We start from the raw sequence: 14,566 nt of genomic DNA, 5'->3' as shown, positions 1-14,566 counted from the left end.
AACTACCCGATAAATTGTTCCTGCAAGATACGTTCTTCCAGGTTATGTTCCGGGTCATAGAGAACCTTGGTGTAAAGGCTGCGGTCTTCATAGACCTTAACCTTTAAGACATCGCGAAATTCATTAAAGTCCGCAGACACACCGACCGGGCGTTTCTTATCATTCAGGATTTCAAAGCTGACGGTAGCAGAATGGGGCAAGATGGCCCCGCGCCAACGTCTGGGGCGATAAGCCGAGATCGCGGTCAGGGCCAAAACACCGGACCCCAGCGGCAAGATCGGGCCATAAGCTGACATGTTATAGGCAGTTGATCCAGCGGGTGTTGAGATCAACAGACCATCACAGACCATTTCTTCCAGGCGTTCCACCCCATCCACACAAACGCGGATGTGGGCAGCTTGCCCTGTTTCGCGAAATAATGATACTTCGTTAAAGGCAATGGCTTCAGATTGTTTGCCACCTTTACATTCCGCTTCCATTCGCAATGGGTGCAGCTCAATCGCCTGCATGCGTTCAATACGTTCCAGCAGGTCATCTTCACGATATTCATTCATCAAAAAACCGACAGACCCACGGTTCATCCCGAAGACAGGTTTTTTGAGATGCAGGTATTTATGCAGCGTGCGCAGCATAAAGCCGTCCCCGCCCAGCGCCACAATGATATCAGCCTTATCGGCAATCACATGATCATACTTGCCACACAGACGATCCATGGCGTCCTGCGCGGTTTCCGATTTCCCCGCAACAAATGCGATTTTCTTATCTGACATGTGCCCATACCCAAGTTGCAATGGCGACACTATGACAAAGCTTTAGCCGCCTGTCACGCTCATATGACGATTTAGGGCCGGGGCACCGTTTGTTTCATCAATCACAAACTCGTGGCCTTTCGGCTTTAAATTCAGGGCTGTATCGATGGCATGCTGCAGTGGCTCGTTACTTTCACTGCTGCGTACAACCTCACGCAAGTCCACATTGCCATCCTGCCCCAGACACATAAACAGCGTGCCTTTACAAGTCAGGCGCATGCGGTTGCAGCTTTCGCAGAATCCGTGGCTAAGTGGTGTAATAAAACCAATGCGGTTGCCTGTTTCTTTCACGTCCACAAAGCGGGCCGGACCACCCGTTGCATAATCCGTATCCGTAATTGTCCAACGCTTGGCGATCTGGCTGCGCACTTCAGTCAACGGCAGATAATTATCCGCACGTGAGCCACCGATTTCACCCAGCGGCATGGTTTCAATGAACGTCAGGTCAAATCCGTTATCGGCCACAAAATGCAGCAGGTCGTCCAGCTCTGTATCCGTCTGGCCTTTCAGCGCAACCGTATTGATCTTGACTTTAAGGCCTACTTTTTTCGCTGCTTCCAGCCCGGCCAGAACTTTTTCCAGCTTGCCAAAGCGCGTAATTTCAGTAAATCGATCAGAATCGAGCGTATCAAGGGACACATTGATCCGACGCACACCCAGTTCCACCAACTTTTCAGCATATTTTTCCAGCTGCGAGCCATTGGTGGTCAGCGTCAGTTCTTTCAAATCACCCGTTTTCAAGTGACGAGAAAGCTGTTCGATCAAACCGATAATGCCATGACGCACCAAGGGTTCCCCACCCGTTAAGCGAATTTTCGTCACACCGCGCTTGATAAAGGCAGAACAGATGCGTTCCATCTCTTCAAACGATAGAATCTCCTGACGCGGCAGAAACGTCATATCTTCGGCCATACAGTAGGTACAGCGGAAATCACAACGATCTGTGACTGAAACACGCAGGTAAGTAATGGTGCGACCGAAGGTATCCTTCATGGCTTTACTCTTTTCGTTTTCTCGACACGTTTGCTTATAAACCAGCTACACAATAGCACTAATAACCTTGGTCAAATACCAGCAATTAGTAGGGTCATTTAGGACTTGACTGTATGGGCGTGATTGAGCGGCCCATGACCTGCGCCAAACCCGGGCGCCGTCTTGATGGCTTCAAACACATAAGATTTAGCCCGCTCGACCGATTTTTCAACGCTTAAGCCCTGTGCCACCCCACAAGCGATGGCAGATGCTGTCGTACAGCCCGTGCCGTGTGTATGGCGGGTCTGGATGCGTTTGCCATCAAAGGTATGAACCGTCCCATCATCTTCAAACAGATAGTCACAAACGGTTTCGGTATCCTCATCCATATGGCCACCCTTCATCAGCACGGCCTTAGGACCCAATTCAAACAGTTTTTCTGCCGCAAGCTTCATATCTTCTGCTGTCTTGATCGATAAACCACTTAAGGCTTCGGCTTCCGGGACATTGGGGGTCAAGACGGTAGCGCGTGGGATCAAACGTGCCTTGAGCGCAGCCAGCGCTTCCTGTGCCAGCAGGGACGCCCCACCTTTTGCCACCATGACCGGATCAACCACCATGGGGATATCCATATCCAGTTCATCCAACACGTCACAGATGGCATGAATGGTCGCAGGCTGGCTCAACATCCCCGTTTTGATACAGTCTGCCCCCAAATCAGTAAGCACCACACGGATTTGTTCTTTGACGAAATCTGCAGGCACATCATGAATGGCCGTGACGCCTTGCGTATTCTGCGCCGTCAATGCCGTAATCGCCGTCATGGCAAACCCGTTTAAGCAGGTCACTGTCTTAAGATCGGCCTGAATACCCGCACCGCCACCGCTATCAGAACCCGCAATGATCAGGACACGGCCCTTCATGCGACTTCCTGAACGGCGGCAACGATATCATCAACCACCTGTTCCACAAGTTGCGGGTCCTTGCCTTCTGCCATAACACGGATCAGCGGTTCTGTACCGGACTTACGGATCAGCACGCGACCTGCACCGTTCAGACGGCCTTCGCCTTCTTCGATGGCTTTTTGGACACTGTCGAAATCAAGCGGGAAAGTATCGCCGTAACGGACATTCTTCAAAATCTGCGGGAAAGGTTCAAACAGTTTGCAGACTTCGCTGGTTGGCTTGTTCTGTTCGACAACAACAGCCAGCACCTGCAGGGCGGCGACAAGGCCGTCCCCGGTTGTGGCATAGTCGCCCAGCACAATATGGCCGGATTGTTCACCGCCGACGTTAAAGCCGTCTTTGCGCATGCGTTCGACCACATAACGGTCACCCACCTGTGTGCGCTCCAGGCTCAGGCCCTCGCCCTGCAAATATTCTTCCAGCCCCATGTTGGACATGACGGTGGCCACCAGCCCGCCGCCTTTCAATAGGCCGCATTTATGCATATGGGTGGTCACAAGCCCCATGATCTGATCACCATCAACAATCTTGCCCTTTTCATCACAAATAATGACCCGATCCGCATCGCCATCAAGTGCAATCCCGATATCTGCCCCATGAGTGATCACATGTTCACACAGGGTCTGTGTGGCGGTTGATCCGCAATCCTTGTTGATATTAAACCCATCCGGATTCACCCCGATGGGCACGACTTCTGCGCCCAGTTCCCACAGGACTTCGGGGGCGACTTTGTACGCAGCGCCATTCGCGCAATCGACAACGATTTTAAGGCCGTCCAGACGCAAGTCATCCGGGAAGGTCTGTTTGGCAAATTCCACATAACGGCCGCTGGCATCTTCCAGACGTTTGGCACGGCCCAGTTTATCGGGGGCGACGAACTTGTCAGACAGATCACTTTCGATCAGTTCTTCCAGCTTCATTTCCACTTCATCAGGCAGCTTAAATCCATCCGGGCCAAACAGTTTAATGCCGTTGTCCCCAAACGGGTTATGCGACGCCGAAATCATAACACCCAAATCACAGCGCATAGATTCCGTCAACATGGCAACTGCAGGCGTTGGCATCGGGCCAACCAGCAACACATCCATCCCCATGGCAACAAAACCAGAAACCAAAGCCGGTTCAATCATATAGCCGGAAAGCCGTGTATCCTTACCAATAACAACACGGTGACGGTGATTACCCCTTACAAAATAATGACCTGCTGCCATGCCTACTTTCATTGCGATTTCAGCTGTCATCGGATGGCTGTTTGCCGTGCCGCGAATACCATCTGTACCAAAGAGTTTACGTGTCATGTGGTGTCTTTTTCGTTAGTCATCCCGGCGCAGGCCGGGATCTCATTAATCCATGAACAGATTCCGGCCTGCGCCGGAATGACGTTCTCCTTCCGTTTTTAGCACTTGGGCAAAGACAGCGCAAATGTTATAGGACCTCTTATGAAAACCATTAACTCCCCTTTTTTCTGCGAAACTGAAGAGAAACGCTCCCGCTTTCTGGCTTTTCTGATGCCCTATCCGGAATATGAGGGCGAACTGGCACGTTTGCGCACCGAGCACCCCAAAGCCAACCATCATGTCAGTGCTTTTCGATATTTCGATGCCGACAAACGCCTCCATGAAGGAGCCAAGGATGATGGCGAACCCTCAGGGTCTGCAGGCATGCCCGCCTTGAAGTTCCTGCAAGGCGAAGACCTGGTCAATGTCGCCGTCATTATCGTTCGCTATTTCGGCGGGATAAAACTGGGGACAGGCGGCATGGCACGCGCTTATGGCGGGGCGGCCAAGGCGGTGATTGATGTGGCTGACTTACAGACCTTCAACCATCAGGCCACAGCGACCTTTACCGCCAACTTTGATCGCACCAGCGATCTAGAACGTTTGCTGCAGGCCACAAATATCACCGATCGCCGCTATACAGAAAGCGGAATCGAGATTGATATCTCTGATGATGAAGAGATTGTGGAAGGTCTGGAAGAACAGTGGGAACGGATTAATTATTAGGACCAAAGGGGCGCCTCCTTTGATCCTGATAACTACTGCAAGGCCACGCAGATGTCGGTCAGCAGTTCGCTGGGGTCCGTGGTCTTGGGGTCGTTCAGATAACATTCCACGACTGGCTCACTGGCGGGTGTTTCGCCGCTTTCGTTGAGCCAAGCACCGAACAGATGGTCGTAAGCTTTTTCAAGTTCCGCATAGGGGCCCTTGTGGCGCAGGACCGCGTAACGACCGCCTTTGATGTCCAGTGTGCGCAAGCCCACTTCGTCGTCCTGACAATCCGTATCCACCACAAATCCGGCTTCGGAACGCAGTTCATCTGCGGGGATGTCTGATGGGTCATCATAATAAAGACCAAGGCCTGCGGTAGTGGCACTCAACATGTTGTTTTTCATGCCCCACATAAAGGCTTTATCAAACGTTTTGCCGATTTCCATATAATCACCTTTATGGGCAATGGCTGCCAGTTTGCGTGCCGGGATTTCTTTGATTTCTACAGTAAACATACCTGTATTCCTTTCTGTATGGAGGAGGGTTACAGGAGTTTCACGCACATGATCACGATAATTTGCCGGGGCTTTTTTATAGGCCGATTTAAAGGCCCGCGAAAATGCCTCAACGCTGCTATAGCCTGCGCGTTTGGCGATGGCTTCAATATCGGTGCTAGACCGGATAAGGTCACCAGCCGCACGATGCAGACGAAGGCGTCGAACGGTCTGGGTCACCGTTTCCCCCACCAGGCCGCGATAGACACGGTGGAAGTGATAAGCGGAAAAACAGGCTACATCGGCCAGTTCATCCATATTCAGGTCATCATCCAGATGTTCGTTGATATACCCCAACACCCGTTCGATACGTTCGAGATAGCTTTCTTGTGTTTTCAGGTTCATGGCTGAAACTCCTTTCACAGATAAGCTAATTCAAACCCGTTTGATAAATCTTGCTAAGTTACGCAACCCAGACGTCCAGAGCCTGCTTTGTCTCAACCACATCATGCACCCGCACGATCTGAACGCCTGCATTTGCGCCCTTGATGGCTGCACTCAATGATCCTGGCACGCGGTCTTTGGCGGGCACATCCCCGCAGATTTTCGCGATGAAGCTTTTACGGGACGCGCCCAACAGAACAGCGCTACCAAGCCCATGATAGAGGCCCAGTTGATTGAGGATCGACATATTATGATCCAGCGTCTTGCCAAAACCGATCCCGGGATCGACACAGATATCAGATCGTTTGATCCCGGCGGCTTCACAGGCACGCACGCGTTCATGCAGATAATCATAGATATCCAGCGTGCAATCTTCGTAGGTCGGGTTTGTCTGCATGGTTTGCGGCTCACCCTGCATATGCATCAGCATGACCGGAACCTTCAGGTCGGCAGCGACCTCTAACGCCCCTTCTCCCTCAAGCGCTGTGACATCATTAATGATATCCGCGCCTGCTTCGACAGCTGCTTTCATGACAGCAGCATGGCGGGTATCGATGGAGATTTTAGCGCCAGTGTGCTTCAATCCCTCAATCACCGGAATGACGCGGCGCAGTTCTTCTTCCTGCTTTACAGGGGCTGCACCGGGACGGGTGGATTCCCCACCGATATCCAGAATATCAGCCCCATTTGCCAGCATTTCCTTACCATGGGCAATGGCGTTACTGACATCATAGTTATCCCCGCCGTCCGAGAAACTATCTGGTGTAACATTGACAATGCCCATGATGAGGGGCCGATTTGACACTGTAAGGCCAGAAAAGCTCCGAACCGGGCTTTCAATATGTTCCAGCAGTTTGCCGATATGGGCAACCACATCTTCGCCTTCAACGTCTGCCCAGGCCATCAGACCTTCATGTGTGGCTGTAAATCGTCCAACATTGCCGTCCATGCGAACAGCAACTTCATAGACCGGGAAATCAAACCCGCCATCCACAAAAGGGGCAAGCGGGCGGACATAGAGCGTTTGAGACAAGTCAGTGTCTGACGTGCAAAAGCCACGTGGTAAAGCAGATCCAAATTCATTCATATCATGCACCATAACATCCCCCAGAATCACAACACCCCGCAACAAGTGCGGGGTGATGCGAAAGTTAGTTTTTTATTCGCCCGGCTGTGGCTCTGGCTCAGCGCCATTGTCACCAGACGTATCCTTCTTGTGACCCGCAGTTGGGATCGTGCTACGACGACCGCCTTCGCTTGGACCAGATGTGCCGCCACGCTTTGGTGGGTTGCCATCCAGAAGGTCTTTAATCTCATCACCTGTCAGGGTTTCATATTCAATCAACCCGTTCCCGATGATATCCAGCTGATCACGATATTTAGTGAGAATTTCTTCCGCCTTCTTGTAAGCCACATCAATGATGTCACGCACTTCAGAATCAATCACCTTGGCAGTTTCTTCTGAATTATTCTGCGTTTGCGTCACAGAATGCCCAAGGAAGACTTCTTGTTCATTCTCGCTGTAAGCAATGGGCCCGAGCTTTTCAGACATGCCCCATTCCATCACCATGTGCTTGGCCATGTTGGTGGCTTGCTTGATATCGTTCGATGCACCCGTTGTGACTTTATCTGCACCAAAGCACAGTTCTTCCGCCACACGGCCACCAAAAGCAACAACCAGATCAGCACGCAGTTTTTCAACTGACAAGGAAACACGGTCTGCTTCTGGCAAGCGCATCACCATACCAAGTGCACGACCACGTGGAATGATGGTTGCCTTATGGATCGGATCAGAGGCTTCCATATGCAGGGCACATAAAGCGTGACCAGCTTCGTGGAAGGCAGTGAGCTTTTTCTCATCTTCCGACATGACCATGGATTTACGTTCAGAACCCATCATCACTTTGTCTTTGGCGTCTTCAAATTCAGACATGGTGACCAGACGCTTGTTACGACGTGCCGCCAGAAGGGCTGCTTCGTTAACAAGGTTGGCAAGGTCCGCACCAGAGAAACCAGGCGTACCACGCGCGATTGTATGCGCATCAACATCCGGGCCCAGTGGTACTTTTTTCATGTGAACTTCAAGGATCATTTCACGACCGTTGATGTCCGGGTTTGGCACAACAACCTGACGGTCAAATCGGCCGGGACGCAGCAATGCGGGATCAAGAACGTCCGGACGGTTGGTTGCAGCAACCAGGATCACACCTTCGTTGTCGCTAAAGCCGTCCATTTCAACCAGCAACTGGTTGAGCGTTTGTTCACGTTCATCGTTGCCGCCGCCAAGGCCAGCACCACGGTGGCGACCAACAGCGTCAATCTCGTCGATGAAGATGATACAGGGTGCGTTTTTCTTACCCTGTTCAAACATGTCACGAACACGGGATGCACCCACACCGACAAACATTTCCACAAAGTCAGAACCGGAAATGGTGAAGAACGGAACGTTTGCTTCACCGGCAACAGCACGGGCCAGCAGCGTTTTACCGGTACCTGGAGGGCCCACCAACAGACAACCTTTCGGGATTTTACCGCCGAGGCGTTGGAATTTCGAAGGGTCTTTCAGGAATTCAACAACTTCTTCCAGTTCCTGCTTGGCTTCTTCGATCCCGGCAACGTCTTCAAAGGTCACGCGGCCCTGCTTTTCCGTCAGTTGGCGTGCCTTGGATTTACCAAAGCCCATGGCCTTGCCGCCACCGCCCTGCATCTGGCGCATGAAGAAAATCCATACACCGATCAACAGAAGCATCGGGAACCAGGAGATCAGAATGGAGAAAAGAGACACGCTGTCATCTTTGGGAACAGCGGTAATTTTCACGTCCTTGTCGCGCAATGTGGCGATCAGGTCTGGATCATTCGGTGTGTAGGAATGGAATTTACGTCCATCGCGATATGTGCCTGTTACGGTGTTGTCCTGAATAACCACATCCTGCACATTTCCGCTCTCAACAGCTTCGATAAAGTCGGAGAACGGCACAGTTGACTGGTCCATCTGCGGGTTAGAGCTTTGGAACAGATTGAACAGCGCAAAGATCAACAAGGCGATAATCACCCACAGCGCTAGGTTCCTGCTAAAATTCACGTTAGGATTCCTTCCTTCGTATTACTTGTATCTCGTTAGATTTAGAGATAAGCCATTTTAAGTCTGGCGCAAGCCAAAACTCATGAATTCCCGCGAATTTCGGGAATAAATGTCAATTCGACCTGATATGTGACATCTTCTCGCTTATAGTCCAAATGCGGCACCGCTGAAACACCCTGTTCATCCCAAAGTGCTGGCAGGGCCAGAATCACAGGTTTCGGCAAGGTGCTTTCTTTCAGGACAGGCCTATCTTTAACCACCTGAGTCCAGCCTTTCTCCCCCAAAATCCGCAAATCTACCTGAGCCAAAGATTCTTCTTCATCAAGGCGATAGAGCTTTTCAGGGATTTCGGCATTGCGAATTTCACGACAGATCAGAATGTCCTCTTTCGCAATCAACCAGCGACATCCCATCAATGTTGCAGGTTCACCGGATTGCAATTTTTTCAAGACCCGTTCCAGCCTTTCAAGGCGGGGTGGATAGGATTCACCGCTGACCACCTGCCCGATTCGGGATAATCCACGCAAAAGAATTTCATCTTCGTCCTGCAACAGCCCCTTGCGATTCAACAGGACATAGCCTTCCTCAAAAAGGCGAGCGTGATTGCTCAGCCAGGTATTTGTCAACTGATCCAGTGTCTTTCTGACCCGCTGCATCTGGCTGGCGGTCTGGGACAGGCGCTTTGGGGTCAAACCGATATCTGACAGCATGGACATAGCCTGGCGGACCTTCACCCGATCGAAGTCTTCATTCTGATTAGACGGATCTTCAAGCCAGCTTTGGTTTTGATCACGCAGGTAAGCTTCAAGATCAGACTTGGGAACGTTCAAAAGGGGGCGTAAAATGCGAACAGCCCCCCATGTAGTTTCAGATTTCATGGCCGACAGCCCATCCACACCACTGCCTCGTGCCAGACGCATCAGGAATGTTTCGGCCTGATCATCCAGATGATGGGCAACCAGCAAGTCCTTAACCCCATGATCCGCACACCAGCCAGCCATCAGATCATAGCGTGCCTTTCTGGCAGCTGCCTGAATGCCTGTTATCGGCTTTTCGCCCTGCCAGTTCAGGGTATGATGCTCAATACCACGATTTTTAAGGATTTCAGCAACCCAGGCACATTCATCTGCAGACTCTGTGCGCAGCCCATGATCAACGCTTACAGCAATGATTTGACGATTTTGGGAATCAGCCCAATCTTTCGCCAGTAAACACAAGGCAAGACTATCCGCCCCGCCGGATACAGCAACGCAGACCTTTATTCCAAGGTCTGCGATGTCATCCAGGTTTATTTGCATTGCGCTTTCGTGCGTTCACGTTCCAGCGTCTTGGACAGATGCGCCGGCAGTTTTGGGAAGTCCGCACGCAGCTTGCCATAAGTCGCACAGGCTTCCTTGATTTTATCCATCCGTTTCAGAGACATCCCAAGCTTCAACAAAGAATCAGGTGCTTTGGCACCGCGTGGAGATTTCTGATAACTTTTCAGGAACGTATTGGCCGCTTGTGGGTAATTGCCTTGCGCGTAATGCAACTCCCCGATCCAGTGACGCACGTTACCTGCCAGTTTGTGGTCCTTGTGATTTTCAAGGAAAGCATTAAAGCTGGTTTCTGCATTGGCGTAATCGCCGCGTGCCAACATCTTGTGGGCTTGCTGATAAAGGGCTTCAGGTGTCAGAGATGCCGTTTCCACAGCAGGTGCAGCAGCCGTTGATGTTGTGTTTGTCGGGGCAGCAATCGCAGTTGGTGAAGGTGTTGCAGGCGCACCAACCTTGGCATTATCCAGGTCTTTCTGCGTCAATGTCCCCAATGTACCCGGTGGTGTACCTGTGGCAACGGGCTGTTGAGCCACCTGCCCCCCCGGTGGTGGGGTCAATTGCTGACCTGTTATGCCAGACGGCGTATTCGTCTCTGTCGGCAGTTGTGAAACAGTATTGGTGTTTGGCAATCCCGCAGGTGTGCCGCCTTCCAGGGCAGTCAGGCGATAATCAACATCCGCCACCAGTTTATCCAAACGGGTATTTAACTGTGAAATACGGTAAGCCGTTTCTTCAATCTGGCCTGTCATATTACGCAACTGGCTTTCCAGTTCATTAATCCGCACACTCAAACGTGCACCAAGGGGACCGGAAACATCTTCCCCGCCCGTTGCCACTGTTGAAGCTGTTGTCTCTGTCCCGCGATAGACTTTCAAGTTTAGCGCCTTGATATCACGGTCCATCCGTTCCAGACGGTCCACAATATTCTGCATGTCTTCGTCCTGAGCCTGTACAGGCAGGGCAGTCATGCCAACGATAAAAGTGGTTGCGATCAGTTTCTTCAAAGTCATTTTCATGGTTCGGGCCTGCCAGAGATTGCGTTCGGTGGTATTTGTGCCTCGAATCCCATAAAAAAACAAGGCGTTTGCCACAAGATATGCAGCAAACGCCTTATTAGAAAGGTCTTTATGGCCTAATTTTAGAAATTAGGAGCCAGCACCCATGGAAACAACTGTCACAGCGCGACGGTTTTGTGCCCATGCTGCTTCGTTGTGGCCCAGTGCAACCGGACGCTCTTTACCATAAGAGATGACTTTGATGCGCATGGCATCAACACCCAGGCTTACCAGATATTCTTTAGCCGCATTTGCGCGACGCTCAGCCAGTGCCAGGTTGTATTCACGTGTGCCGCGCTCATCCGCGTGGCCTTCCAGAGCAACAGTGCCTTTAGGGAATTTCTTCAGCCAAGCAGCTTGTTTTTCCAGTGTGGAACGCGCATCTGCGCTGATGTTGTACTGGTCGTAACCGAAGAATACACGGTCACCAACGTTAACAACGAAGTCTTGAGCTGTACCAGCTGCAGGACCTAATTTTGAAGCGGTAGCAGAAGAGTCGCCAGATGCATTTGCATTGGAACCATCTGTTTGAGCGGTCGAACATGCAGCGAGCAACGCAACTGCACCAACTAGACCGAGAAACTTACGCATGAGCAATCCCCTTATAGGACTATTATTTTAAAACTGTTAAATCGCACAGACCACATCGACGCCCCCCGAATTCGAAATACGTCACTTAAGTCTTGGAAAAGACTATATGTCCTTAATTCTAAGGAATCAAGGGGGACCACGCAGGATCTGATGCTTCAAGCGGCGTGATCATCTCTCTTTCGTTGTATCCGGTCAAATCAACACTATATAATTTTGTCGTTTTTTTCTCCCCGCGGATGGTCTCGCGAAAGAACATCAGAACACGTCCATTCGGTGCCCAGGTAGGGCTTTCCACCAGATAGCCATTGGCCAGAAGGCGTTCACCTGACCCGTCTGTGCGCATCACACCGATATAAAACTTGCCGCCTGTCATTTTGGTAAAGGCGATCAAATCTCCGCGTGGTGACCAGACCGGTGTGGCATAGCGTCCCTTGCCAAAACTGATGCGACGAACATTTTTTCCATTCGAATCCATGACATAGAGCTGCTGAGAGCCACCACGATCCGAGTTAAAGGCAATGGACTTTCCATCCGGCGAATAAGTCGGTGAGGTATCAATGGAAGAATGCCTGGTCAGACGGCGGGTCTGACGAGAAGCAATATCCATCGTATAGATATCAGAATTACCATCGCGTGCCATGGACATGACAACCTTGGAGCCATCAAAAGAAAAACGCGGTGCAAAGGTCATGCCCGGGAAATCACCCAGGATCGACTGACGTCCTGAATCGATATTGAACAGGTATACGCGCGGCGTATTGTTGTAATATGACAAATATGTGATTTCTTGCAAAGTCGGGGAAAAACGCGGTGTCAGCACCAGATCATCCCCTTCAGTCAGAAAGCGATGGTTTGCGCCATCCTGATCCATGATCGCAAGACGTTTCTTTCTGTTATTGGCCGGACCATTTTCTGCCACATAGACCACACGGGTGTCGAAATAGCCGCTTTCGCCCGTGATCCGCTGATAAATGGTATCTGCAATAATATGGGCCACACGACGCCAGTTATCTGCAACCGTGTTATAGGCAAGACCGACCATCTGCGTTTCAGCCGACACATCCCACAGGCGGAACTGAATAGCCAGTTCTCCATTGCCCTTTGGAACGGCATGCCCCTGAACAAGCGCCTGTGCATTCAAAATCCGCCAGTCACCAAAGCGCGGGACCGTTGACATGGTCAGTTCTTTCTGAATGAAAGCCTTAGGATCAATGGGACGAAACAGACCGGAACGTTCCAGATCAGCCGTCACTACTTGTGCAATCTGCTTACCAATCAGGGCAGCCTGTTCGTTGTCTCCGGTAAATTCCACCACAGCCAGTGGCATTGGTTCGACAACACCTTGCGTGATATCCACGCGCAGTTCGGCCATTGCCTGATTTGAAAATAACAAGACGGCAAAAGCCAGCAAACGAACAGCGAATTTCATTACATTCATCCCTATTTAACAGATGGAAGTGAATGTACGCAGGAATAGGAAATATGCCAACCCCCAAGATTATTCCTGCGTGAAATATATTATTGAGAGCGTGTCGTTCTAAAAACCCGCCATATCCGCCGGATTAAAAGAAAGCGTCATCGTTTGCCACTGGTCATAATTTGCAGGATTCAGAGGATAAGGCCAACATTTGGGATTCATCACAGCACGTTGCGCACTTTCCGCAGCAGCGCGAAAATGTGGTTCAGACAGCCTTGACGTACTTTGAATTGAGGCAGAACGCGGCGTCCCATTTGGATTCATCACAACTTTGATTTGCGACACCAGGTTGTCCGCCCCTTTTGCCCCGATAGGCACGTTCCAGCATTTCTTCAAATGCTGACGAAGGGCATCAATCTCTGTGATGGTCATTGGGCGTGACGCATCCGCATTCGGGCTCGGCTTTTTAATCGCGGCTTGAATTTCCTTGGCAATATCGTCCAGGTCAGGCGTATCTTCTTTTTTCGGTTCCACATCGGCCGTTTTTTCAAGCGTTGGCGCAAGGTCCTTCATCAAACTTTCAAAATCCGGCTCTTTCTTCGGCGGTTTCGGCTTTTTGGAAAGGGCAACCTGCTTCACACGCGGCTGTGGCTTTTTCACTTCCGGCTTTGGCTCAGGCTTCGGTTTTGGTTTCGGCTTGGGCTCAGGCTTTTCTTCAGGCACCACTTCGGCTTCTGGCTCCGGTTCTGGTTCCGGCTCGGGTGTGGGTGGCGGCGGGGTTGGCTTCTTCGGCGCAGGTGGTGGCGGCTTTGGCTTTTCCTTGGGTGGTTCCGGCTTTTTGGCCTCTGGCTTTGGCGCAGGAACATTGGAAATCTCATCAATATTGATGATTTCCACCACAATGGGGGCGTCAACAATCAGTTCTTTTTCCGGCAGCAACGGCACACCGAAATAGGCCACCAGAATAATGGCGACATGAAGAAAGAGAGATATGAGGACACTACGCTGCATCAGGTATTATTTTTTCTTCGCCGACTGGCCGGGGTTGCGAGTGATCAGGGCAACCTTGGTAAAGCCTGCCTGGTTCAACGCGCCCATGGTGGCCATCACGGTGCCATAGTCGATATTTTCATCCCCGCGCACAAAGATGCGCAGATCCAGATTGTTCTTGCTGATTTCCCTTAACAGCGGGGCAAGACCGTCCAGGTCCACTTCCTGTTCCTGAACAAACAGTTTACCTTCTTTATCAATTGAAACCGCCAACGGTTCATCATCGCCGCGAATTTCACCTGCTTTTGTCTTGGGGAGATCAACTTCCACACCGACCGTCAGCAAGGGCGCGGTCACCATAAAGATCACCAGCAGCACCAGCATCACATCAACCATTGGCGTGACGTTAATCTCTGACATCTGGGATGTGCTGCGACGCCGAC

The 14,566-nt window shown here is 51.1% G+C and carries 14 protein-coding genes; 1 reads left to right on the top strand and 13 read right to left on the bottom strand.

Annotation, left to right across the window (positions count from 1 at the left end; translation table 11 throughout):
* Positions 1 to 2: 2 nt before the first annotated feature.
* The 4 genes from RYZ26_RS05945 to glmM all read right to left on the bottom strand — a co-directional run bounded on the left by RYZ26_RS05945 (position 3) and on the right by glmM (position 4,044).
* Positions 3 to 770 carry an NAD kinase gene (locus tag RYZ26_RS05945; RefSeq protein WP_317682249.1) on the bottom strand — a complete coding sequence of 256 codons (768 nt, stop codon included), beginning with the start codon at positions 768 to 770 and terminating at the stop codon, positions 3 to 5.
* Positions 771 to 812: 42 nt separating this feature from the next.
* Positions 813 to 1,802, bottom strand: coding sequence for a GTP 3',8-cyclase MoaA (gene moaA / locus RYZ26_RS05940; RefSeq protein ID WP_317682248.1), 990 nt, complete (start codon positions 1,800 to 1,802; stop codon positions 813 to 815).
* A 98-nt stretch (positions 1,803 to 1,900) separates the two neighbouring features.
* Positions 1,901 to 2,704 carry a bifunctional hydroxymethylpyrimidine kinase/phosphomethylpyrimidine kinase gene (gene thiD / locus RYZ26_RS05935; RefSeq protein WP_317682247.1) on the bottom strand — a complete coding sequence of 268 codons (804 nt, stop codon included), beginning with the start codon at positions 2,702 to 2,704 and terminating at the stop codon, positions 1,901 to 1,903.
* Positions 2,701 to 4,044 carry a phosphoglucosamine mutase gene (gene glmM / locus RYZ26_RS05930; protein WP_317682246.1) on the bottom strand — a complete coding sequence of 448 codons (1,344 nt, stop codon included), beginning with the start codon at positions 4,042 to 4,044 and terminating at the stop codon, positions 2,701 to 2,703. Before glmM ends, thiD begins: the two co-directional genes overlap by 4 nt.
* 141 nt (positions 4,045 to 4,185) lie before the next feature.
* Between glmM and RYZ26_RS05925 the strand changes: the two genes are divergently transcribed.
* Positions 4,186 to 4,749: an IMPACT family protein gene (locus RYZ26_RS05925; RefSeq protein WP_317682245.1), complete on the top strand. Its 564-nt coding sequence runs from the start codon at positions 4,186 to 4,188 to the stop codon at positions 4,747 to 4,749.
* Positions 4,750 to 4,781: 32 nt separating this feature from the next.
* Here the strand turns inward: RYZ26_RS05925 and RYZ26_RS05920 are convergent, their stop codons facing one another.
* The 9 genes from RYZ26_RS05920 to tolR form a co-directional block, all read right to left on the bottom strand.
* On the bottom strand, positions 4,782 to 5,633 hold the full coding sequence (locus tag RYZ26_RS05920; protein ID WP_317682244.1) for an AraC family transcriptional regulator: 852 nt from the start codon (positions 5,631 to 5,633) through the stop codon (positions 4,782 to 4,784).
* A gap of 58 nt (positions 5,634 to 5,691) precedes the next feature.
* The gene (folP, locus tag RYZ26_RS05915) at positions 5,692 to 6,759 is read right to left on the bottom strand and encodes a dihydropteroate synthase (protein ID WP_317682243.1); all 1,068 of its coding nucleotides are present in this window, start codon (positions 6,757 to 6,759) and stop codon (positions 5,692 to 5,694) included.
* 72 nt (positions 6,760 to 6,831) lie between these two features.
* Positions 6,832 to 8,754: an ATP-dependent zinc metalloprotease FtsH gene (gene ftsH, locus RYZ26_RS05910; RefSeq protein ID WP_317682242.1), complete on the bottom strand. Its 1,923-nt coding sequence runs from the start codon at positions 8,752 to 8,754 to the stop codon at positions 6,832 to 6,834.
* Positions 8,755 to 8,834: 80 nt separating this feature from the next.
* On the bottom strand, positions 8,835 to 10,052 hold the full coding sequence (gene tilS / locus RYZ26_RS05905; protein ID WP_317682241.1) for a tRNA lysidine(34) synthetase TilS: 1,218 nt from the start codon (positions 10,050 to 10,052) through the stop codon (positions 8,835 to 8,837).
* On the bottom strand, positions 10,043 to 11,086 hold the full coding sequence (ybgF, locus tag RYZ26_RS05900; protein WP_317682240.1) for a tol-pal system protein YbgF: 1,044 nt from the start codon (positions 11,084 to 11,086) through the stop codon (positions 10,043 to 10,045). Before ybgF ends, tilS begins: the two co-directional genes overlap by 10 nt.
* 129 nt (positions 11,087 to 11,215) lie before the next feature.
* A complete protein-coding gene (gene pal, locus RYZ26_RS05895; protein WP_317682239.1) occupies positions 11,216 to 11,716 on the bottom strand; it encodes a peptidoglycan-associated lipoprotein Pal in 501 nt (166 codons plus the stop codon).
* 118 nt (positions 11,717 to 11,834) lie between these two features.
* Complete coding sequence (gene tolB, locus RYZ26_RS05890; protein WP_411576853.1) at positions 11,835 to 13,154, bottom strand: Tol-Pal system beta propeller repeat protein TolB; 1,320 nt, start codon at positions 13,152 to 13,154, stop codon at positions 11,835 to 11,837.
* 99 nt (positions 13,155 to 13,253) lie between these two features.
* Positions 13,254 to 14,144 (bottom strand): hypothetical protein, encoded by an 891-nt coding sequence (locus RYZ26_RS05885; RefSeq protein WP_317682237.1) that lies wholly within the window; start codon positions 14,142 to 14,144, stop codon positions 13,254 to 13,256.
* Between the two features lie 6 nt (positions 14,145 to 14,150).
* Positions 14,151 to 14,543 (bottom strand): protein TolR, encoded by a 393-nt coding sequence (gene tolR / locus RYZ26_RS05880; protein ID WP_411576852.1) that lies wholly within the window; start codon positions 14,541 to 14,543, stop codon positions 14,151 to 14,153.
* Positions 14,544 to 14,566 lie beyond the last annotated feature (23 nt).

This window comes from Terasakiella sediminum (genome assembly GCF_033100395.1).
Classification (GTDB): Bacteria; Pseudomonadota; Alphaproteobacteria; order Rhodospirillales; family Terasakiellaceae; genus Terasakiella.
This window is presented reverse-complemented; position numbering and strand designations above follow the sequence as displayed.